Here is a 20,089-nt window from a genome sequence, read left to right as displayed (position 1 = left end):
AGGGGCTTGCCCCCTGCCCCGCCTCGACAAACTTCGTGCCTTCCGAATCGTCCATTTGCGCCATGCCCATGGGATCTCCCGTCAATCCAGGCAATGATCCGCCTTCCCTCCGGCTGAACGTCAACGCCGGCGCAGTCGATGTGCCCGCCGCGCCGGGCACGGCGTTGCTGCACGTGCTGCGCAATGATCTGGGGCTGAACGGTCCCAAGTTCGGCTGCGGCCTGGGCGAGTGCGGCGCGTGCACGGTGCTGATTGACGGCGTGGCGGCGCGGTCCTGCGTCATCCCGATCAAGGCGGTGCAAGGGCGCGAGGTCACCACCTTGGAAGGGCTGGGCACGCGCCAGCAGCCGGGCCCGACGCAGCAGGCGTTCATCGATTGCCAGGCGGCGCAATGCGGCTACTGCCTCAACGGCATGATCATGACGGTGGAAGCGCTGTTGCGGCGCAATGCCAATCCCTCTGACGACGCGATCCGCCGCGAATTGCATCACAACCTGTGCCGCTGCGGCACGCACGTGGAAATCATGATGGCGGCGCATCGGGCGGTGAAGTTGCGGGCGCAACGCGGGGCCGGTGTGCAGGCAGCGGTGCCCGGGTCGACGCCTTGCCAGGCGGGCGAGCGCGCGCGATGACCGGGTTCTCGGTGGATATGTCCACGCGGGCATCGGGTTCGCCAGCCGGGCAGCCGGCCGACTTATTGCATGGCGTTGCCTTGCGTCCGCCCCAGGTCCTGTGGGACGGTGCGCGTTATCGGGGCAGTGCGCTGCAAGGCGTGCGGCAGGACGCGGCGCAAGGCCAGCCGGGCGTGGTGGCCGTTGTGCAGCACAAGCATTTCGCGGGCGTGGTCGCCGTGACGCCGCTCTATGCGCGGCAGGCTGCGTTGGCGCTGGCGCCTGCATGGCAACGGGCGCGGCCGAATCCGGAAGTTTGTGGCGATGAATCGCCGAAGGTTGAAGGGCTCTCGGACTCGTTCCTGGATTCGTCGTCGGGTGATTCCTCGGACATCGATCCCATTCGCTACACGCTGCGCGCCCAGCCCCCCGCGGCCGCCGCCGGCGCGCAGGTGGTCGCGTGGTCGCTAAACGGTCGTACCCGCGCGTGGCTGCCTGCTTGCTCTCCCGACACGCAGGCGCTGATCCGGCAAGAGCTGTCGGCATTGCTGCACCAGCCGCCGGCCGCGATCACCGTCACGGTGGGCGGACCAGGCGTTGCGAATGCCGCGTCGCGGGACGGCGGCGCGGCTGCCGACCGGCACGATGTTTGTCATCCCATGGACCTGATGGACGCCGCCGCCGATGCCGCGTTGTTGTCGCAGGCAGTGGGCAGGCCGGTGTCGGTGGTGTGTGTCGCGGGCGAGGCCGATGAGCAGGTACTGGGCGTCAAGTCGGGGCTACTTCATGCCGATGCGCCGCACATGGATGCGGCATCGCTCTATGCACCAATCCCGGATGAGAGCATTCCCCATCCCGTCACCGGCGGCGCCCGCGCTGCACTGACATCGCGTTCGCCGTGGGCGCTGCGGCCCAGCCTCGCGCGGCTGTTGAGCCAACCCACACAAGCCAGCGCCGCCGCGCACGCAACGCTGTGCGGCAGTATGCCGGTGATCTCGGGCACGCACGCGTGCCCGCCGCTACGCGCCAGCGCGCAAGAGCTGAACGCCGCGCAGGTGTTCGCCGAGGAAAGCTATTGGCACGAACAGGCGCAAGCCCAGGGGCATGACCCGCAAACGTGGCGGCTGCGTCATCTGCCGCCGGGTAGGGGGCGCGATCTGGCGCGGCAGGTCGCGGCGCGGGCGGCCCAGGTTGCGGGCAAAACGGCGGCGGCCGCGCGGGAAGCGCAAAGCGAGGCAGACGGCCTGCTGCGAGGCACTGGCTTTGCCACCGCGCAGGTCCAATGCGTGGACGATACCGGCGCCGCGCGCACGGTCTGGACCGCATGGGTGGCCGAGGTGGCCGTGCAGCCGGACACGGGCCGCATCGACGTTACGCGCGTCGTGGCCGGGCATGACAGCCAGCACCTGCACACGGCGCAAGGCGCAACCATCGATTCACGTATCGACGCGTCCGATCACGCTTGCATCGACCATCAGGCCCCGTGGATGCTGGACAGCGCCCGCCGCCTGCTTGCCGGTCCTGCCGCATTCGATACCTGGACGAGTCCTTCGCGGCCCTCGTCGAATGCCGACGCCGGCGCGCTCGAAAAACGGGACGAACACCGCGACATGAGCCGCCCAGCCACAGCCGCCATGCGCATCGCGCAAGGCAGCCTGGACGTTGACGGCGTGGTGACTTTGCCCGCCTCAGCGGCCATCGCCAACGCCATCCACGATGCAACCGGCGTGCGCCTGCGCCAGGTGCCTTTCCAAACCGAGTCCTTGCGGCGCGCGTTTGCCGGGCAGGCCCGCGTGCGCAGCCCCTTGTCGCGTGGATGGAAGTGGCTGGCGGCGGGCGTGGCAGGATTGGCGGGTGTTGCCGTGACCTTGTGGCCGATGAAGCCGGCCTTGCCATTGACCCCCGGCCCCGACGTTTCACTGTATTCAGCGGGCGCCATCGAGCGTGGCCGGCTTGTCGCCGCCGCGGGCGACTGCATGGTCTGCCACACGGCGCCCGGCGGCAAGACCAATGCCGGCGGACTTGCGCTGGACACCCCCTTTGGCGTCATCTACACCACCAACATCACGCCCGACAACGACACGGGCATCGGCCGCTGGTCCTACGCCGCCTTCGAACGCGCCATGCGCCAGGGCGTGCACCAGGATGGCCGCCAGCTCTATCCCGCGTTTCCGTACACGGCCTACGCCAAGCTCAGCGATGCGGACCTGCAGGCACTGTACGGCTACCTGATGTCGCAACCGGCCATAAAGGCCGAGCCGCCCAAGACGCGACTGGCGTTTCCATTCAATATGCGTCCGCTGCTGGCCGGCTGGAACGCGCTGTTTCACGATGCCGCGCCCTTCACGCCTGACCCTACCCGCAGCGCCGAGTGGTTGCGCGGCGCGTATCTGGTGGAAGGCGCGGGCCATTGTTCCGCCTGCCATACGCCGCGCAATCGACTGGGCGCGGAGAAGACCGGCGTTCACTATCTGGCGGGCGGCGAGGCCGAAGGCTGGACCGCCCCCGCCTTGAACGCGCTTGCCAGCGGCCCGCGCGCGTGGAGCAGCGAAGAACTGTTCCAGTACCTGCGCACCGGCTACGCGCCAAAACACGGCGTGGCCGCCGGGCCGATGGCGCCCGTGATCCACGGCCTGGCTGAATTGCCGGATAGCGATCTGCGGGCTATTACGACGTATTTGATGGATTTGCCGAATCAAGACAGGGTGGGGGCGTCTGGCGCAACGTCAGCAGCCGCTGCGACGCCCTCCGCGGCAGCCATTCCGCGCGATGAATCGTCCGCGTCCGCGATCCTGGCGATGCCCACCTCCGCGACGACATCAGCACCCGCATCGGCACCGGACGCCACCACCCTTTACGCCCTGCAAGCCCGCCACGCCAATGGCGAGCGGGTCTATCAGAACGCCTGCGCGGCCTGTCATGACGCGGGCAGCGGCCCGACCCTGTTCGGCGCGCGGCCCCTGCTGGGCACGAACACCAACGTCCACGCCGCCACGCCGGACAACCTGATCCAAGTCATCCTGCATGGCATCCAGGAGCCGGCCGAGGATGCATTGGGCTACATGCCCGCCTTTCGCGACAGCCTGAACGACGCGCAGGTCGCGGACTTGGTGGGCTATCTGCGGCAACGTTTTGCGCCTGGGGAGCCGGCTTGGCCCGATCCCACGGCGACGATTAAGCGGTTACGCGACTTCTCGGAGCAGCATTAGGGAAACACGGACACAACACGTGCAACTTTAACGATGATCACATCAAGGGGTTTCATTTATGTCAGCTTCATTGGTTTCAGTGGACCAGGCGATTCAGGTCGCGGGCGTCGGCAAGTTCCAGTACCGGCTCTTCGTGATATTCGGCCTGGTGTGGATGGCCGACGCGATGCAGGTGCTGTCCATCGGCTTTAGCGCGCCGTCCATCGCCAAGACCTTCGGCATCACCGTGCCGCAAGCGCTGCAAAGCGGCACATTCTTTTTCATCGGCATGCTGATCGGCGCGTTTGTGTTCGGCCGCCTGGCCGACCGCATCGGACGCCGCCCTGTGCTGATGTTGGCCGTCATCATCGACGCCTGCGCGGGCGTGGCTTCGGCGCTCGCGCCCGAGTTCACGTGGTTGCTGTTCCTGCGCTTTCTGACCGGCATCGGCGTGGGCGGCACCCTGCCGGTGGACTACACGATGATGGCCGAATTCCTGCCCAGCGACCGCCGTGGCCGCTGGCTGGTGCTGCTGGAATCGTTCTGGGCCGTGGGTACCATCCTGTTGGCCTTGCTGGCGCTGGCCGCCGTGTCCTGGGGCGACGATGCCTGGCGCGTCATCTTCTTCGTGACGGGTCTGCCGGCGTTGATCGGCCTGGTGCTGCGTTTCTATGTCCCCGAGTCGCCGATGTTCTTGAACCGCAATGGCAAATCCGATCAGGCGCGCAAGGTGCTGGAACGCGTGGCGCGCGTCAACCGCAGCAATGTCGACGTACCGCACCTGCGACCGGAAATCCCCGTGCGCACGTCGATGTTCGCGCTGTTCTCGGCCGGCCACCGACGCCGCAGCATCGGCCTGTTCCTGGCGTGGGCGCTGATCTCCATTGCGTACTACGGCGTCTTCGTCTACCTGCCGGTCAAGCTCAGCACCGCAGGCTTCGCCTTCATGCGCGGCCAGGAATTCCTGGTGCTCCTGGCGCTGGTGCAACTGCCCGGCTTTGCGCTGTCCGCCTACGGGGTCGAACGCTGGGGCCGCAAACCCACGCTTGTCGGTTTCCTGATCCTGAGCGCGGTCGGCTGCATGCTCTATAGCCTGGGCACGTCGCCCGCCCTGGTGATCGGGTCCACCCTGTTGATGAGTTTTTCGCTCTTGGGCACCTGGGGCGCGCTGTACGCCTTCACGCCCGAGGTCTACCCGACCAACCTGCGCGCCAGCGGCATGGGCATGGCCGGCGCGGTGGCGCGTTTTGGCGGGCTGTTCGCGCCGGCCATCATTGCGCCCATCATGACCAGCCACTTCACGCTGTCGCTGGTAGTGCTGTCCGGCATGCTGGTGGCGGGCGCCATCGCAATCTGGTCGGTGGATGTGGAATCGCGCAATCGCGCGTTGGATTGACGGAACCGGGGGGCTTCCCCCCGCCGTCGCTTTCACCGATGTTGAAGCGGGGAACCGGCCTTACGCCGGTTCGTCGCCGTTCAGCATTTTTGTCAAGAGAAAATCCAGCGCCAGTCGCTCGGCCGGGTTCAGATTGCCATAGGTGCTTTCGGTGATCTGCTTGGCGAACGGCTCCATCTCTTGCACCAGCGCCTGCCCGGCAGGCGTCAGGTTGATGACGACCTTGCGCCGGTCGACGGGGTCGTGATCTACCTTCACCAACTCGCGCTGCTTCAACCGGTCTACTACCCCACGCACAGTGGCCTGGTCGATCACCGTGGCCTTGACCAGATCCGCAAGCGAACTCGCGCCGTGATCCCGCACCGAACACAACACGACAAACTGTGCGGCAGTGAGCTGGGAGTCGGGTATGTAGTGCTGGAATAACGCGGTATGCCGCTGATAGACACGCCGCAGCAGGTGACCTATCTGATCAGAAAACAAATAGCCATCCTTGATGGACGAGGATTTGCCTTTTACGTTGCGCATAAGCCTATCCGAAGCAATGCTGTGAATGTGATGATTTTTGTCAACGGTACACGCTTTGAGCGGTAGCGGAAGATTCGACATTTTGCGGCCGTACTATCCAAACTGGTTTCGACGCCTTTCTACGCCGCGTGCCGCGGCGCCGCTCGTTATATGACCAGGCGCGTTTCGAACTTCGCGCGATGCACCGAGAAAAAAGTCCGCACGTTGCGCACGTTCGCCTGCGCGGTAAACGCCCGGTGCACCAGCGCGTGATATGCCGGCATGTCGCGGACCTGCGCGATCAGCAGAAAATCCGGTCCGGGCGAGACGCGATAGCACTGCAGCACCGCCGGTTCGTCGCGCATGCGCGCTTCGAACTCGTCCATCCGTTCCGCCGCCTGGACATCCAGTGTCACTTCCACCAACGCCGTCAGGCTGCTGCCCAGCCTGGCCGGATCCAGGATGGCGACCTGCTTCTCGATAATGCCGAGTTCCCGCAGGCGCCGGACGCGCCGCAGGCAGGTGGGCGGGGAGGCATGGACCTTTTCGGCGAGTTCCTGATTGGTCAGGGACGCGTCGGTCTGAAGCTGGTCCAGGATGCGGCGATCCAGCTCGTCCAGTTCGGCTAGTGCTTCTGGTGTATTCATGGCGGATGGGACACCGGCCGGCCAGTTTGGGTCGATGGTGGTGGAATTTATAGAAAATTGTACAGCCGTGCTGTATATAAAATTTCAGGCTACCGGCGGCACTATAAATTTCATATCGAGGCCGTGCGGCAGGCGGTGCGGCGTCTGCGCGGCGCCGCTGGCGCTGGCCACCGAGCAGATGCCGGTCGTCACCATCGCGCCGAACGACGCCCTGCTGGAGAAGTTGAAATCCAATATGCAGGAAGTGCGCGCGCGGCGGCGAGCTGTATGTGTTCGCCGATGCGGACAGCCGCGGAATCCGGCGAAGAGCGTGACGGTGGAGTAGCGGCGAAATGGGGAGCGGGCCGCGATCAAAGCGTCGCAACGCGCAGTCGCTCGATCAAATCGAAGTCGATGTTCGCTCCCAATCCAGGGCCCGTCGGCGCATGGACATAGCCGTCGGCATCGGGCTCGATATCGTCGATCAGTCCATATTTTTGCGCGCCGCCCGGCAATAACACCTCAAAGAACTCGGTGTTCTTCAGCGCCATGGCCACGTGCAGCTGCGCCACGTTGTTCAGCGAGTTGCCGCCGTGGTGAATCTCGTAGTTCATGCGGAACGCCTCGGCCAGGTGGGCGGTCTTCAGCATGTTGGTAATGCCGCCTTTCAGCGGCACATCGCCGCGCAGGAAATCGGTCGCACTTTGCTGGACCCACGGCACGTAGGCGTCCAGGACCGCGGCCGGGGCTTCGGTGGCCATGATGGGAATGTGCAGTTGCTGCTTCAGCTTCATATAGTTGTAGAGGTCGGAATCCTGCAGCGGATCTTCGTACCAGTAGTAATCCAGATCCTGAATGGCGCGTCCTACGCGGACGGCTTCGGGATACTGATATGCCCAGGCTGCGTCCAGCATTAGCAGGTAGTCGTCGCCGACAGCCTTGCGCACGCCTTCGCACACGCGAATATCTTCTTTCCAGGGGTGTGGCGGGTGGATCTTGTAAGCAGCCCAGTTCAACGACTGATAAAGGCGCGCTTCGTCGGCGTACTCTTGCACCGAGTCCAGGATCATGGAGCTGGCGTAGGCCTTGATCTTGCTGCGGTAGCCGCCGATCAACTGGTGGATGGGCAGCCCCGCGACTTTGCCCGCGATGTCCCACAACGCGACATCGCAAGCGCCTATCGTGCGCACCGTGGTGGTCCGCGACCGCCGCCACATCGCTTGAAACAGGCGTTCACGCTCCAGGGGATTCTGGCCCATCAGAATGGGTTTCAGATACTTGATCAGGGTCGGTCCGTCCAGATCGGCGGGGTAATAGGCCGAACCCAGAAACGCGTGGCCCGTTACCCCCTCGTCGGTTTGGATGGACAGCAGGCCCAATTTGCTGGAACCGGCGAACTTGCCGGTGTGTGCGGCATAACTGGTTGGCGGAATGTCGTTCCAGGCGAAGAGCGTAAGGCTGACGTTGTCGATTTTCATGAAGGCTCCAATTCATGGCGGCGCGCGGCCACCGGATTCAACACAGCAATTCGATGAGGTATGGCCCTTGTGCATGCAAGGCTTTCGATAGGGCGCCGGCAAGTCCTTCCATGGTGTCGGCGCGTTCGGCGGGTACGCCCATGCCGCGGGCAAGGTGTACCCAGTCCAGAGGCGGGGCGTTCAAGGTGAACAGGACGTCGGATGCGGGTCCTGGTGCCGCGCCGACGGCGCGTAATTCGCCCTGCAAGATGGCATATGCACGATTCGCGAAGACGACGGTCACGACGTTCAGGCGTTCGCGCGCCTGGGTCCACAGGCCTTGCAGCGAATACATGCCCGCGCCATCGGCCTGCAGGCAGACCACCGGGCGGTCGGGGCACGCGACAGCGGCGCCCGTGGCGGTGGGAATGCCGCCACCGATAGCGCCGCCGGTGTTCTGCAGCCAGTCGTGCGCGGCGGCCTGGAAGGTGGGCGTGAACAGCCCGCGGCCGGACGTGACGGCGTCTTCCATCACGATGCAGTCCTGCGGCAAGAGACGAGCCAGGACCTGGCCAAATGCCGCAGGCGTGTACGGCCCGCTGGGCATGCCGGTTTCGGGCGCGGGCAGATCGAAATCGACCTGCCGTGGCGCGCGCAGGGTTTCGGCCAGCGCAATCAGTGCCGCTTCGGCATCTTCCTCGACACCGGCCAGCGGGATCACGGAAGTTCCGTCCGCGTAGAGCCGGCTGGGTTTGTCGGGATAGGCGAAGAACGCGGCAGGCGCGGGCGCTCCGGCCAGGATCAGCGTGCGGACGGGCGCCAGCAATTCCAGCGCCTGGTCCACGGCATACGGCAATCTGTCGATAGGTGGCCGTCCGCGGCCGCGCGGCATGCGCGCCACGAAGGTCGTGGTGCGCAATGCCGCGCCGGTAGCGCGGGCGACACGCCACGCCGCCAATTGGGCTGCTTCAGTGAGCCCGCTGGTCCCCAGCAAAATCATGGCGGGGCCGTCGGCGCGCAACGCGCGGGCAGCCTGATCCACGTGTTGGCTGCCGGGCCGGGGGCGCGGCGACACTGCCAGGGGTTTGCGTGGTCCGTCGGAATCGGTCCATGCGGTATCGGCTGGCAGGATCAGCGTGGCGACGCCGCCTGGCGTCGATCTTGCGGCTTGTACGGCCTGCGCGGCGTCGTCGGCTACGTCGCGAGCATGGCGCGACAACCGGACCCATTGAGACATGGGCCTGGCCAGGCTTTCCACGTCCGATGTCAGTGGGGTGTCGTACGTAACGTGATAGGTGGCATGGTCTCCCACGATATTGACGACCGGCGTGTAGGCGCGTTTTGCGTTGTGCAGGTTCGCCAATCCGTTGGCCAGGCCGGGCCCGCAGTGCAACAGGGTGGCCGCGGGACGTCCCATCATGCGGCCGTAGCCGTCGGCGCAGCCGGTTACCACGGTTTCGGCAAGTCCGAGCACACAGCGCATGCCGGGCACGCGATCCAGCGCCGACACGAAATGCATTTCGGATGTGCCGGGGTTCGCGAAGCAGGTCGTGACGTCCGCGTCGACCAAGGTACGCACCAGCGCTTCGGCGCCGTTCATCACGATTGCCTTCCGGCGTCGGTGTGCAAGCGCATGCCCTCGATGACGCCGGGGCGTTGGCCCATGCGGTGCGCCCAGGCGGACAGCGCTGGGAACTCCGCGGGGTCCAGCAGGCTGCGGCGCAACGCGTAATTGGGGTACAGAATGAAGTCCGCATAGCTGAGGGTGTTGGCCAGGTAGTCGCGGGTGGCCAGATGGTTCTCGACGATGCGGAAATAGCGGGCAAAGCGTTTCCGGAAAAGGTCTACGTGTTCCGGCACCTTGATCGGCGACACCACCTCGACCTGATTCATCGCGGCACTGGTGCCGCCTATGTCGGTGCCTGCCTGCCATGACCATTGCAGCGCCAAGGCCTGATCGGCGGCGTTTTCGGGAATGTAGCGGCGGGCTTTCTGGCAGGCGTACACCACGATGGCGCCGGATTGGGCCAGGACCAGCGGTTTGCCGCCCGGGCCGTCCGGATCGACCATGGCGGGGATCTGGCCGGCGGGATTTATCTTCAGGTAATCGGGCGACTTTTGCGTGCCGGCGCCCACGTCGACCGGGATGACCCGGTGCGGCAAGTCGCATTCGGCCAGGGCAATGGTGGCGCGCAGGCCGTTGGTGGTACGCCAGGCATAAAGATCTATCATCGATCGTTCCTCTATGTCTTTCGGGGCGGGCGGCCGGCCGGCAGCCGGTCGCCTGTGACGGCTACTGCACTTTGATGTCGGCGCGTTCGATCAACGCGGCCCATTCGCTGCTTTCCTTGTCCAGCCACGCCGTGTACTCGGCCGACGACTGATCAGCGGGTTCCACCATCATCTTGCGCAGGGTCTCCTGGGTATGCGGTTGGTTCATGAAGTCCCGCACGGCCTGATTCAGTTTCTGAACGGTTTCTGGCGGCGTGTTTGCGGGGGCGAACAAGCCTTGGGATATCAGCGCCGAGAAGCCGGGTACACCGGACTCGCTGATCGTGGGAATGTCCGGGGCATACGGAGACCGTTTTTCGGTGGCGATGGCCAAGGCGCGCAGCTTGCCGGATTTCAGCAGCTCCAAAACCGATGGCAATCCGGTGAACACCATGTCGATGTGCCCGCCCGCGGTGTCGGCTATCGCGGGACCGCTGCCCTTGTACGGAACGTGCACCAGCTTGATCCTGGCTTGCTCCATCAATTTTTCCGCCGCCAGGTGCGTAATACCGCCCGTTCCCGACGATCCGATCGTCAATTTCCCCGGGTTTTTGCGTGCTGCCTCCAACAGATCCTGGAAAGTCTTGAACCGCGAATTGGCGGGCACGACCAGCACGTTTCCGAACATGGCCAGATTGGCCACCGGTACCAGGTCCTTTCGTGAATACCCCAGGGGCTTGTATAGGGATGGAATGATGGTGTAGACGGCGGAGTCCGACACCAACAGCATCTTGTTTGGAGGCGTCGCTCTGACCACCGTCTCCGTGCCAATAATCCCTCCCGCGCCTGCGCGATTCTCGACGATCACGGTCTGATTCAAGGCCTTGGCCAGCCCGGGAGAAACAAGACGGGCGAACAGATCGGAGCCTCCTCCGGGGTTGTAGGGCACGATGAGTTGTACAGGCTGTCCTTCCTGGGCCAGGATGGGTAAGGGGGCTGCCGACAGTCCGAGCGCGACGCAGGTCGCGCGAAACAGGGTTTTGAACATTGCTTGTCTCCGTGTTTTTGGTTCTGCTGCGTGTAGGTACTGCTAGCCGGCCGTCGTCATATTCGCGGACCATCCAACCGCCGGCCCTGGAAGCACATGCGCTCAGGCAAATGCATCAGAGGGATACAGGAGGGCGATGGATCAGAACGTGCCTGGATAGGCGCCGCCATCCAGCAAGATGTTCTGTCCTGTCAGATAGCCGGCGTCCATGCCGCATATAAAGGCGCAGAGGGCGCCGAATTCCGCTGGCGTGCCGAACCGGCGTGCGGGAATCGCGTCACGTCGCCGATCGGTATAAGCCTCGACCGACGCATTCGCGCGCTGGGCCATTGCCGCCAGATTCGATCGCAGGCGATCTGTGTCGAATGTGCCTGGCAGTATGTTGTTCAGGGTGACGTTGCGCCCCGCCAAGTCGGGCTGGCGCGCCAGCCCGGCGATGAAGCCGGTCAGGCCGGAGCGGGCGCCGTTCGATAAGCCCAGTGCCGCGATCGGCGCCTTGACCGCCGAGGATGTAATGTTGATGACCCGTCCATAGCCCCGTTCGACCATGCCGCCGACGGTCGCCTTGATCAGCGCGATCGGCGCCAGCATGTTCGCGTCGAGCGCGACGATCCAGTCGTCGCGTGTCCAGTCCTGCATATTGCCCGCCGGCGGACCGCCTGCGTTGTTGACCAGGATGTCGATAGCGGGGGTTTGCGCCAGCGCCGCTTCACGCCCCCCCTCGGTGGCGACATCCCCGACGGCGATGCGGATTTCAACGTCGGGGGCCAGTCTGCGCAGTTCCTGCGCCGTGCTTTCAAGCATGTCCTTGCCGCGGGCGTTTATCACCAGGTTTACACCCTCGGACGCCAATGCTTGCGCACATCCGCGCCCTAAACCCTTGCTGGCGCCGCATATCAGGGCCCATTTTCCCGCTATACGCAAATCCATGTTGTCTCCCGCAGCAGTCATCGCTGCGCTTGGTCGTTTGCGGTAAATTACAACATTGATAAGTTGTCAGGCAACTATTTTCGATGGGCTCGTGTTCTGGCGAAACGACTGACGCAGCTATACTGGCCGCCAATCAGGGCATCGCTTGGCGATGGTTTTGCGCGGCCATCTGATCCCCGGAATTTCTATGTCCAGACCGAAAGCCGAGAATCGGGCGCAGGCCCAGGAAAGCGAATTTGCCGAGGTGCAAGACCTGCGCGCCCAGCGTCCGCCGCGTTTGGCCGACCAGCTCTACGATCGCTTGCTGCAGCAGATCACCTACGGAAAATATCCGGAAGAATCCCGGCTACCTTCCGAGATGGATTTGTGCGCGGCCTTTGGCGTTTCCCGTCCGGTCGTGCGCGAAGCGCTATTCAGACTGCAGGCGGACGGGGTCATCATTTCCCAACGCGGCGCCGGTTCCTATGTGCGCCGACGGCCCAGCCCGGAACTGGTGAAACTGGCGCCGATCGGTGGACTGGCCGAACTGGTACGCTGCATGGAGTTGCGCAGCGCGTTGGAGGGCGACGCCGCTTGCATGGCGGCGCTACGTCGGAGCGAGGACGACTTGGATGCCATGGCCACAGCGCTCGAAGACATGCGCCTGGCGTTCGATGCGCGCCAAGTGGGTAACGAGGCGGATTTCCGCTTCCATCAAGCGATCGCGAACGCCTGCGGGAATGATCTGTTCGTGACCATGCTGCAATCGCTGTCCAAGCAGATATTCGACTACATGCGTGTGATGCGCAGCCTGGCCTTGTCCAGCGCGGTCACTCGTGGCCAACAAGTCCAAAGAGAACACGAGAGAATTTTCCGGGCGATCAAGGACCAACAGGCGGAAGAGGCTCGGGATGCGATGCGCGAGCATATCTACAATTCCAGAATGCGCACGCTCGACGCGAGTTTTTCGCCAACGGCAGCACGCGGGCGTTAGGCCGTTCTACAGATTCCGTGCACGCGCGCGAATCCGTTCGGGGATAGTCTTGATGTCCTCAAACGAAAGATGCGGCAAGCACTCTTCCACCAGTTGGAAAACCGCGGTTGCCTGCGCATAGTCGCGCCGCCGCTTGCCGGCATCTCGTTCCTTGCGTTCGCTGAGCCATAGTTTGAAAAGGCCGAAGGCGCGTGGGTCGACCGTAGTCATCGTTGCCATCTCTCCACTTGCGCTGATGATCACCTGTTCGAACTTTGGCGCCGAGAGCAGCCAATCCATGTTGTGAACTTTCTCGGCCCAAAAGTGGTCCGCGTTTTCCCAGACTTGCCCAGGTTCCGAATCCTGGTAACCCTCGTCGCGCTTGACGAGATCGACTTGGTACCCCTGATTGTTTGTCAGGGTGAATGGCTTATCCACCATCTTCGTGAAGGAGGCGTCACTGCGCTGAATAATGCCAAGAAGCCCCTTGGGATCGGGGCTCGCGATTCGTAGCTTTGATCTGCTATCCCAGAGCAGATCAAGATCCTGGGTGGCCATGATCGAATCCGCGAACGTCACGCTGGCCGCCGCCGCGTATGCGTACAGCGCGTTTGTGCCTATGGTTATGATCTTCTTGCTAAGCCCGGCGTTCTCGATCTGCGCCAGTACTTTGATTACAGGCGGGGGCACGTTCCCAAGCCGCAATGCCCTGTTCATCCGTACCTGCTTCTTTATCTCCTCCGTCAGCGCGTCCAGTCGTTGGCGAGCGTCGTCGGCGTGCTCGGTGTAGATGCGGGCGATCTCTTCGGTTTTACCGCTGCGGGAACCCAGGCTCTTTCTTTGACGAATGCCATGGTCGTGACGTGTGTTGATCAGGTATTCGGTCCCGCCGGATTTCTCCCAATGGAGGCGTCCCTGGTATTTCTTTGCGTCTTCGAAGGCGGAGCGATAGCTGCTATAGAGCTGCTGAGCGTCAATGATCTGCTTGAGCTTTTGCTCTGGTACCTCCTGGAATGGGGAGTATCTCATAACTTACTGATTTTAATGAGTTTTGGGCGATTTCGTTAGTTTCGCTCGATTTCGTCCAAAAAGCAATAAAAACAATAGGTTATGCCAATACTCGTATTCCGGCCATCGAGAGCCCCCAGTCGGATCGCCGCCGATGCACGGTCAGTCCTCGGCGCGCAATCCGGAGGTCGTGTCCTGGCTGCTCGCCGCGCGCACCTTCATCAAGCGCCGGCGTGTCATGCTCAGGTGCAGTTGCATGATGTCATGCGCCAGCGCGCCGTCCCGCTCCTGCACGGCGACCGTCAGGTCGTGGTGGTGGCTCAGACTCTGCTGCATCTCATCACGGGTGTACACATGGAAAGAGCGGATGACGATGGGCATGTCTATCATCGTCGCCAGGATGGATTGCAGGCGGTGTGAACCGCTGGCTTCGAGCAACGTGTGATGGAAGACGCGGTTCGCGCCTTGCGCGGCGTCCGCCATGCCGGGGCCGCCCGCCTTGATGGCCTTCGCCATTTGCGCGTTGCTTTGCTTGAGCCTGTCCAGCGCTTCTTCGCTGCGGCGCTCGGCCGCCAATTGCGCACAGAACGGCTCCAGCCGCAGCCGCAATTGGAAAACTTCCTCGATGTCCCATTCGGTCCAGGCGGCGACGTGGACGCCCTTTCCTGATTCCGCGACCGCCAGGCCGTCTTCCACCAGGCGCCGTAGGGCGGCGCGTACCGGTGTGCGGCTGATGCCGAAGCCGTCGGCCAGGGGCTCTTCCTTCAACTGCGTGCCGGGCTTGTATTGGCCCGCCAGGATCCGGTGCTTCAGGGTTTCGTAGGCTAGGTTCGAATCGCTGGCCATGTTCGGTGCAGCCGTGCGCAAGAAATGGATAACGGGGGCGTCGCTGTCGCTTCGCGAAAGCGATGACGCGCAGGCTAACACAGACGACTGCGAGACTGCTCGGCCGCGCGGAGGCAGGTGTTGGCCACGAATTGTATTTTTACTGTACTTTCCACGGAACAGCTTGCCCGTACCATCGACTGTGTCGGCGGAGCTCATCCAGAGATATTGCAGTGCAAAATAGGCATATATAAGGGTTTACGCTCATTGGCTTGTAAGCGGCGCATCACCCACAATGCGTGGATTGTATTTTTTTTGTACGTCATGGACATTATCATCATCGGTGGCGGAGAAGTGGGCCGGTGCTATGCCGACAGCCTGGCCGAGGCTGGCCATCGGATCCTGGGCATCTGCGACACGCGTCCGTCCGAGGCCTTGAAAGGCTATAGCGACACGCATGACATCCCGCTGCACGACTCGCTGGGCCCCTGGCTGGCCGAGGCGCGGGTCGTGATCAGCGCGGTGTTCGGGTCGGTCGCGCTGGATACATGCTCGCGCGCGATGCCGTATATGGCCGACGGCGCGCTTTACGCCGATTTCACCACCGCCAGCCCGCAGGACATGCAGGCAGCGGCCGAGGAAGCCACGCGTAATAAGGTCGTGTTCGCCGATGTCGCCATCACGGGCGCGATCAGCTTGGGCAAGGGCAAGACGCCCTTGCTCTGCGCCGGGGCCGGCGCGGCCGCCATCGAGGAGTTGATGCGCGGCGCGGGCGCGCCGATACAGCAGGTCGGGACGCAGGCGGGCGACGCCGCGACGCTGAAACTGCTGCGCAGCGTGTACACGAAAGGCTGCGAAGCGCTGGCCGTGGAATGTCTTGTCGCGGCGGAGGCCAAGGGCCTGCGCCAGGATCTGTACCGCGTGCTGCAGGACATCGAACGGCAGCCGCTACAGGTCTTCCTGGAGATGCTGGTACGCACCCACGTCGTGCATGCCCGGCGCCGGCTGGCCGAAGTGCAAGAGGCCATGCGGCAGCTCGAACGCGACGGCCTGTCGCCGCGCGTCATGCCCGGCGTCGCCGCGCTGTTCGAACGGACAGCGTCGGCCATCGAAGGAACCGAGGACGCATCGTCCGTGGAGTCCAGTCTGCAATGGCTAGGGGAACTGGCCAGGAAAAAGTGAAGCGGGCGCCCTGAGGCACGGACCCAAAATAATCAAACCGAGAGGAAGACAGCATGAAATTTCACCGCTATTTCGCGGCCGGTGCCGCCCTGGCATGCGCCATCAACGTGGCGAGCGCCGCCGATCTGGGCGCATCTCCCATCACACTGGTTTCGCCCTTCCCGCCTGGGGGTGGCACGGACACGCTGACGCGCATGGTCGGCGCGGCCCTGACCGCCGACAACGGCTGGAATATCGTCGTCGAGAACAAGCCTGGCGCCGGCGGCAACCTGGCGCTCGATTCGGTCGCTCGGGCGAAGCCGGACGGCCATACCCTGGTCATGGCGCAGACCGATAACGTGGTGCTGAACCCGTGGCTGTACAAGAAGCTGACCTACGACACCTTCAAGGACTTCAAGCCGGTGGTGCTGGTGGCGTCGTCGCCGAGTGTCTACGTGACGATTCCCAAGTCGCCGTATCGCACGATCGACGACATCGAGAAGTTCGCCAAGAAGAACCCCGGCCGTCTTTCCGTGGGCGTGCCGGGCGTGGGCTCCAGCGGCGACCTGATCAGCCAGCTGTGGCGCAAGGAAGCGGGCATCGATTTCACCACCGTGCCTTATCGCGGCTGGGCCCAGGCCTATCCTGACCTGTCCAGCGGACGGATCGACATCTACAACGGTTCGGTCGCCACGCTGCTGTCGCAGATCAAGGGCGGCGCCGTTCACGCGATCGGCGTCGTGGCGGACCAGCGTTCGCAATCCCTGCCCGACGTGCCGACCTTTGTCGAGAAGGGCTACAAGAAGATCGACCAGACCATCTGGTGGGGCTTGATGGTGCCTGGCCAGACGCCCGACGATGTGGTGCAGCAGTTGAACGCCGCGGTGAACAAGGCGATCGCCAAGCCCGAGTTCGTAGCGAAATTGCGCGAGGCGGGCTACCAGGTCCTGGGCGGCACGAGCGCGGAGTTCGCCAAGCGCTACAAGCAGGACTACGACGCTTTTGGCGCGGTCATCACCGAGTCCGGCATCGAGAAGCAATAAGGCCGGCAGGCCCTGCCCGGCTTTCCATCGAAAAGGAACAGACGCGATGATAGGTTTTGAGATCCATACCCGCCAACGTGCGGTCAGCGCCAAGACCGTGGCGGATTTTCGCGGCCTGCCGGTGGCCAACGTCAGCGACGTGATGTCGCGCATGGCGGCCGGCGGACCCACGCTGCGGCCCATGCACGACGGCGCCTACATGGCCGGTCCCGCGCTGACCGTGCGCTGCCGGCCCGGCGACAACCTGCTGGTGCACAAGGCGCTGGACCTGGCGCAGCCGGGCGACGTGATCGTCGTCGATGCCGGCGGCGACCTGACCAACGCCATCATCGGCGAGATCATGGTCGCCTATGCCACCCGGCGGGGGCTGGGCGGCATCGTCATCAACGGCGCCATACGCGACGCGGCCACGCTGCGGCGCGGCAGCTTCCCGGTATTCGCCGCCGGCGTGACGCACCGTGGCCCATATAAGGACGGGCCGGGCGTCATCAATGGACCCGTGGCCCTGGCCGGCATGGTGATAGAGCCCGGCGATCTGGTGATCGGCGACGAGGACGGCCTGCTGTGCGTGCCTTACGGACAGGTCGACCAGGTGCTGGCGGCGACCCGCGAAAAGCATCATGTCGAAGAAAAGATGATGGCCGACATCGCCGCCGACCGGCTGGATACCAGCTGGATCGACGCACGCCTGAAGGCCCTGGGCTGCGTGGGAGTCTGAGCGCGGCGCGGCGGGGAACGTCGGCGGCGGAGGCGCGCCGACCTTTCCCGGGGTTTCCCGCGCGCTTAAAGATCCGGTCATATAAGGCGCCTACAATCGCCGCTGCGCGACCCAGCGCAACGCGCCACGCCCCTGGGGGCGGCCGGCATTGTCCGCCTTTCCATCCCGTCCACCCATGACCGCCTCCGTCGTCGCCGTCAGCGCCAGCCCGGCTCACGCTTTCTCCAAGCAGGTTCTGACATCCATCACGCTGGTCGCCGGCCACGGCGTGCAAGGCGATGCGCATTGTGGCGTGACGGTGAAGCACCGGTCGCGCGTGGCGCAGGATCCCACGCAACCGAATCTGCGGCAGGTGCACCTGATCCACCGCGAGCTGTTTACGGAACTGGCCGGCAAGGGCTACGACATCGCGCCGGGGCAGCTCGGGGAAAACATCACGACGATGGGGATAAACCTGCTCGCCTTGCCCGTGGATACCGTGCTGTATATCGGCGAGCAAGTCAGCCTGCGCGTGACCGGGCTGCGCAATCCCTGCAAGCAGCTGGACGGTTATCGGCCGGGCCTGACCGCGGCGGTGCTGGATCGTACGCCCGACGGCAAGCTGGTGCGCAAGGCGGGGGTGATGAGCGTGGTGCTGACCGGCGGAACGGTGCGGGCGGGCGATGCGATCCGGGTGGCCTTGCCGGCCGAGCCTCATCGGGCCTTGGAACGCGTCTGACCTCGCGCTTGCCTGCCCTGTTCCTGCCGCATGCGGGCTTGCCGCCCTATGCGATCCTCGAAGAACTCGATCAAGGCCTGCACCCGCGCCGTGCGGCCGCTGCGCGTGGGCACCAGCAGCACGATGGGCGCGCTATCGAATTGCCAGTCCGCCAGGACGCGGACCAGCCTGCCTTGCGCCACCGCGTCCGCGGCATCCCATTCGGATCGCAGCACCAGCCCCAGGCCTTCTTCGGCCCATTGGCGCGCGACCACGCCATCGTTGGTGGAATAGGCTGGCGAGATCCTCAGGGTTTCCTGTTCGGCGCGCTGCTGCCCGCGTCCGGCGGCGCGCGGGCGGACATGCCATAGGGTCACGTCCTCGTTGTTTTCCCGTATGCAGATGCAGCTGTGCCTGACCACGTCGCGCGGCGTGCGCGGCAGGCCACGTGCTTGCAGATACGCCGGGCTGGCGCATAGCCAGCGTTCGTTGGCCGCCAGGGTGCGCGCGATCCAGGATGAATCGCGCACCGCGCCGATATGGATGATGGCGTCCGCATCGTGCTTGTCGGGCCACGGCGTTTCACGCAGTTCCAGCTCCAGGCGCAGGCCAGGATGCGTCCTGGCGAACTCCGCGATCAAGGGCGCGATGTGCTGGCGTCCGTAGCCGAAGGGCGCCGATACGCGCAGCGTGCCGGTGAGCTGGCGGGCATCCTGTTGCAGGGAGTCGCACAGGCCGTCCAGCTGGGCGAGCAGCGCGCTGGCCTCGCGGGCGAAGCGCTCGCCTTCGGCCGTCAGGCTCAGTCGCCGCGCGGTGCGCGACGCGAGCGTCACGCCCAGTGCGGCTTCCAGCTTCCGCAGCCGTATCGACAGGGCCGGCGGCGTCACATCCAGCGCGCGCGCCGCGGCGCTCAGCGACGTTCCGTTCAGCAGCGCGGCCGCCAGCCGCAGGTCCTCGATCTGGATCATCATTAAATCGGGTTTAACGATAGATGTCGAAGCATTAAAACACAGCGACAGTTCGTAAAGGTAGAGTGCCGCTCATGAACACGACCCCCACACCCACCTATCCGCGCGCCGTGCTGTTCGATCTGCTGACGGCATTGCTGGACTCCTGGACCGTCTGGAACGCCGCCGCCGGCTCGGCGGAAAAAGGCCGCGCGTGGCGCGCCCGGTATCTGCAGCTGACCTATGGGTGCGGCGCGTACGAGCCCTACGAGGACTTGGTCCGGCAGGCCGCCCGCGATACGGGCCTGCAGCCGTCGGCGCCCAACGCGCTGGAAGCGCGCTGGGACGAGCTGCCGCCCTGGGACGGCGCGCGCGAGCTGCTGCGGGCGCTGCGGCCGCATTGCAAACTGGCCGTGGTGACGAACTGCTCCCGCGGGCTGGGGACGCGGGCCGCGGCGCGCATGGGCGTCGATTGGGATGTGGTGGTGACCTCCGAGGAAGCCGGCTTCTACAAGCCCGATCCGCGTCCTTACCGCATGGCGCTGGAGCGATTGGGCGTCGAGGCGGAGGACGCGGCCTTCGTCGCGGGGTCGGGCTACGACATGTTCGGCACCGCGGCGGTGGGCCTGCGGACGTTCTGGCACAACCGCGTCGGGCTTGGGTTGCCGGCCGGCGCCAAGGAGCCGGAGATCCAGGCCGCGACATTGGAGCCCGCGCTGCCGTGGCTGCAATCCTTCCATGCCGCCCCCGCGGCGCCACGTTGA

19 protein-coding genes are annotated in these 20,089 nt (G+C 64.6%); 9 read left to right on the top strand and 10 right to left on the bottom strand.

The window, feature by feature from the left end:
• Nucleotides 1-68 precede the first annotated feature (68 nt).
• From ACNA0R_RS15285 to ACNA0R_RS15275, 3 genes are read left to right on the top strand one after another with little or no spacing between them, the layout of a single operon-like run.
• Nucleotides 69-632, top strand: a complete 564-nt coding sequence (locus ACNA0R_RS15285; RefSeq protein ID WP_415826879.1) for a (2Fe-2S)-binding protein — start codon at nucleotides 69-71, stop codon at nucleotides 630-632.
• Nucleotides 629-3,820 (top strand): c-type cytochrome, encoded by a 3,192-nt coding sequence (locus ACNA0R_RS15280; RefSeq protein ID WP_415826878.1) that lies wholly within the window; start codon nucleotides 629-631, stop codon nucleotides 3,818-3,820. The genes ACNA0R_RS15285 and ACNA0R_RS15280 overlap by 4 nt, the downstream gene beginning before the upstream one ends.
• A gap of 58 nt (nucleotides 3,821-3,878) precedes the next feature.
• Nucleotides 3,879-5,195: an MFS transporter gene (locus ACNA0R_RS15275; RefSeq protein ID WP_415826877.1), complete on the top strand. Its 1,317-nt coding sequence runs from the start codon at nucleotides 3,879-3,881 to the stop codon at nucleotides 5,193-5,195.
• Between the two features lie 60 nt (nucleotides 5,196-5,255).
• Here the strand turns inward: ACNA0R_RS15275 and ACNA0R_RS15270 are convergent, their stop codons facing one another.
• From ACNA0R_RS15270 to ACNA0R_RS15240, 7 genes are all read right to left on the bottom strand, one after another.
• Nucleotides 5,256-5,723 carry a MarR family winged helix-turn-helix transcriptional regulator gene (locus ACNA0R_RS15270; protein WP_415826876.1) on the bottom strand — a complete coding sequence of 156 codons (468 nt, stop codon included), beginning with the start codon at nucleotides 5,721-5,723 and terminating at the stop codon, nucleotides 5,256-5,258.
• A gap of 146 nt (nucleotides 5,724-5,869) precedes the next feature.
• The gene (locus tag ACNA0R_RS15265) at nucleotides 5,870-6,349 is read right to left on the bottom strand and encodes an Lrp/AsnC family transcriptional regulator (protein ID WP_415826875.1); all 480 of its coding nucleotides are present in this window, start codon (nucleotides 6,347-6,349) and stop codon (nucleotides 5,870-5,872) included.
• 350 nt (nucleotides 6,350-6,699) lie between these two features.
• On the bottom strand, nucleotides 6,700-7,806 hold the full coding sequence (locus ACNA0R_RS15260) for an enolase C-terminal domain-like protein (RefSeq protein ID WP_415826874.1): 1,107 nt from the start codon (nucleotides 7,804-7,806) through the stop codon (nucleotides 6,700-6,702).
• A gap of 37 nt (nucleotides 7,807-7,843) precedes the next feature.
• Complete coding sequence (locus tag ACNA0R_RS15255) at nucleotides 7,844-9,385, bottom strand: acetolactate synthase large subunit (protein WP_415826873.1); 1,542 nt, start codon at nucleotides 9,383-9,385, stop codon at nucleotides 7,844-7,846.
• The gene (locus ACNA0R_RS15250; protein ID WP_415826872.1) at nucleotides 9,385-10,017 is read right to left on the bottom strand and encodes a glutathione S-transferase family protein; all 633 of its coding nucleotides are present in this window, start codon (nucleotides 10,015-10,017) and stop codon (nucleotides 9,385-9,387) included. Before ACNA0R_RS15250 ends, ACNA0R_RS15255 begins: the two co-directional genes overlap by 1 nt.
• A 61-nt stretch (nucleotides 10,018-10,078) precedes the next feature.
• Nucleotides 10,079-11,044 carry a Bug family tripartite tricarboxylate transporter substrate binding protein gene (locus ACNA0R_RS15245; protein WP_415826871.1) on the bottom strand — a complete coding sequence of 322 codons (966 nt, stop codon included), beginning with the start codon at nucleotides 11,042-11,044 and terminating at the stop codon, nucleotides 10,079-10,081.
• A gap of 141 nt (nucleotides 11,045-11,185) precedes the next feature.
• Nucleotides 11,186-11,974 carry an SDR family oxidoreductase gene (locus ACNA0R_RS15240; RefSeq protein ID WP_415827050.1) on the bottom strand — a complete coding sequence of 263 codons (789 nt, stop codon included), beginning with the start codon at nucleotides 11,972-11,974 and terminating at the stop codon, nucleotides 11,186-11,188.
• A 187-nt stretch (nucleotides 11,975-12,161) separates the two neighbouring features.
• Between ACNA0R_RS15240 and ACNA0R_RS15235 the strand changes: the two genes are divergently transcribed.
• On the top strand, nucleotides 12,162-12,947 hold the full coding sequence (locus ACNA0R_RS15235; protein ID WP_415826870.1) for a FadR/GntR family transcriptional regulator: 786 nt from the start codon (nucleotides 12,162-12,164) through the stop codon (nucleotides 12,945-12,947).
• A 6-nt stretch (nucleotides 12,948-12,953) separates the two neighbouring features.
• Here the strand turns inward: ACNA0R_RS15235 and ACNA0R_RS15230 are convergent, their stop codons facing one another.
• Both ACNA0R_RS15230 and ACNA0R_RS15225 read right to left on the bottom strand, forming a co-directional pair.
• Entirely contained in the window at nucleotides 12,954-13,955 is a 1,002-nt protein-coding gene (locus ACNA0R_RS15230; RefSeq protein ID WP_415826869.1) for a GSU2403 family nucleotidyltransferase fold protein, read from the bottom strand.
• Between the two features lie 141 nt (nucleotides 13,956-14,096).
• On the bottom strand, nucleotides 14,097-14,780 hold the full coding sequence (locus ACNA0R_RS15225; protein WP_415826868.1) for a GntR family transcriptional regulator: 684 nt from the start codon (nucleotides 14,778-14,780) through the stop codon (nucleotides 14,097-14,099).
• A 303-nt stretch (nucleotides 14,781-15,083) separates the two neighbouring features.
• On the opposite strand from ACNA0R_RS15225, the gene ACNA0R_RS15220 reads away from it, so the two are divergent.
• From ACNA0R_RS15220 to ACNA0R_RS15205, 4 genes are all read left to right on the top strand, one after another.
• Nucleotides 15,084-15,941 (top strand): DUF1932 domain-containing protein, encoded by an 858-nt coding sequence (locus tag ACNA0R_RS15220; protein ID WP_415826867.1) that lies wholly within the window; start codon nucleotides 15,084-15,086, stop codon nucleotides 15,939-15,941.
• A 53-nt stretch (nucleotides 15,942-15,994) separates the two neighbouring features.
• Entirely contained in the window at nucleotides 15,995-16,963 is a 969-nt protein-coding gene (locus ACNA0R_RS15215; protein WP_415826865.1) for a Bug family tripartite tricarboxylate transporter substrate binding protein, read from the top strand.
• 46 nt (nucleotides 16,964-17,009) lie between these two features.
• Nucleotides 17,010-17,681 carry an RraA family protein gene (locus ACNA0R_RS15210; RefSeq protein WP_415826864.1) on the top strand — a complete coding sequence of 224 codons (672 nt, stop codon included), beginning with the start codon at nucleotides 17,010-17,012 and terminating at the stop codon, nucleotides 17,679-17,681.
• A gap of 175 nt (nucleotides 17,682-17,856) precedes the next feature.
• Nucleotides 17,857-18,399: an MOSC domain-containing protein gene (locus ACNA0R_RS15205; RefSeq protein ID WP_415826863.1), complete on the top strand. Its 543-nt coding sequence runs from the start codon at nucleotides 17,857-17,859 to the stop codon at nucleotides 18,397-18,399.
• Here ACNA0R_RS15205 and ACNA0R_RS15200 read toward each other — a convergent pair.
• The gene (locus ACNA0R_RS15200) at nucleotides 18,375-19,346 is read right to left on the bottom strand and encodes a LysR family transcriptional regulator (RefSeq protein WP_415827049.1); all 972 of its coding nucleotides are present in this window, start codon (nucleotides 19,344-19,346) and stop codon (nucleotides 18,375-18,377) included. The genes ACNA0R_RS15205 and ACNA0R_RS15200 overlap by 25 nt on opposite strands.
• Before the next feature lie 74 nt (nucleotides 19,347-19,420).
• Between ACNA0R_RS15200 and ACNA0R_RS15195 the strand changes: the two genes are divergently transcribed.
• Nucleotides 19,421-20,089: an HAD family hydrolase gene (locus ACNA0R_RS15195; protein ID WP_415826862.1), complete on the top strand. Its 669-nt coding sequence runs from the start codon at nucleotides 19,421-19,423 to the stop codon at nucleotides 20,087-20,089.

Origin of the sequence: Bordetella sputigena, from assembly GCF_965137885.1 — a bacterium.
Taxonomy (GTDB): Bacteria; Pseudomonadota; Gammaproteobacteria; order Burkholderiales; family Burkholderiaceae_B; genus Bordetella_C; species Bordetella_C sputigena.
Note: the sequence above shows the minus strand (reverse complement) of the source record. Positions and strands in the feature narration are given on the sequence as shown.

Bases quoted from the DNA above. Each gene is read 5' to 3' on its own strand.
- ACNA0R_RS15285 (WP_415826879.1), top strand. From the start codon at position 69: ATGGGATCTCCCGTCAATCCAGGCAATGATCCGCCTTCCCTCCGGCTG.
- ACNA0R_RS15280 (WP_415826878.1), top strand. From the start codon at position 629: ATGACCGGGTTCTCGGTGGATATGTCCACGCGGGCATCGGGTTCGCCA.
- ACNA0R_RS15275 (WP_415826877.1), top strand. From the start codon at position 3,879: ATGTCAGCTTCATTGGTTTCAGTGGACCAGGCGATTCAGGTCGCGGGC.
- ACNA0R_RS15270 (WP_415826876.1), bottom strand. From the start codon at position 5,723: ATGCGCAACGTAAAAGGCAAATCCTCGTCCATCAAGGATGGCTATTTG.
- ACNA0R_RS15265 (WP_415826875.1), bottom strand. From the start codon at position 6,349: ATGAATACACCAGAAGCACTAGCCGAACTGGACGAGCTGGATCGCCGC.
- ACNA0R_RS15260 (WP_415826874.1), bottom strand. From the start codon at position 7,806: ATGAAAATCGACAACGTCAGCCTTACGCTCTTCGCCTGGAACGACATT.
- ACNA0R_RS15255 (WP_415826873.1), bottom strand. From the start codon at position 9,385: ATGAACGGCGCCGAAGCGCTGGTGCGTACCTTGGTCGACGCGGACGTC.
- ACNA0R_RS15250 (WP_415826872.1), bottom strand. From the start codon at position 10,017: ATGATAGATCTTTATGCCTGGCGTACCACCAACGGCCTGCGCGCCACC.
- ACNA0R_RS15245 (WP_415826871.1), bottom strand. From the start codon at position 11,044: ATGTTCAAAACCCTGTTTCGCGCGACCTGCGTCGCGCTCGGACTGTCG.
- ACNA0R_RS15240 (WP_415827050.1), bottom strand. From the start codon at position 11,974: ATGGATTTGCGTATAGCGGGAAAATGGGCCCTGATATGCGGCGCCAGC.
- ACNA0R_RS15235 (WP_415826870.1), top strand. From the start codon at position 12,162: ATGTCCAGACCGAAAGCCGAGAATCGGGCGCAGGCCCAGGAAAGCGAA.
- ACNA0R_RS15230 (WP_415826869.1), bottom strand. From the start codon at position 13,955: ATGAGATACTCCCCATTCCAGGAGGTACCAGAGCAAAAGCTCAAGCAG.
- ACNA0R_RS15225 (WP_415826868.1), bottom strand. From the start codon at position 14,780: ATGGCCAGCGATTCGAACCTAGCCTACGAAACCCTGAAGCACCGGATC.
- ACNA0R_RS15220 (WP_415826867.1), top strand. From the start codon at position 15,084: ATGGACATTATCATCATCGGTGGCGGAGAAGTGGGCCGGTGCTATGCC.
- ACNA0R_RS15215 (WP_415826865.1), top strand. From the start codon at position 15,995: ATGAAATTTCACCGCTATTTCGCGGCCGGTGCCGCCCTGGCATGCGCC.
- ACNA0R_RS15210 (WP_415826864.1), top strand. From the start codon at position 17,010: ATGATAGGTTTTGAGATCCATACCCGCCAACGTGCGGTCAGCGCCAAG.
- ACNA0R_RS15205 (WP_415826863.1), top strand. From the start codon at position 17,857: ATGACCGCCTCCGTCGTCGCCGTCAGCGCCAGCCCGGCTCACGCTTTC.
- ACNA0R_RS15200 (WP_415827049.1), bottom strand. From the start codon at position 19,346: ATGATCCAGATCGAGGACCTGCGGCTGGCGGCCGCGCTGCTGAACGGA.
- ACNA0R_RS15195 (WP_415826862.1), top strand. From the start codon at position 19,421: ATGAACACGACCCCCACACCCACCTATCCGCGCGCCGTGCTGTTCGAT.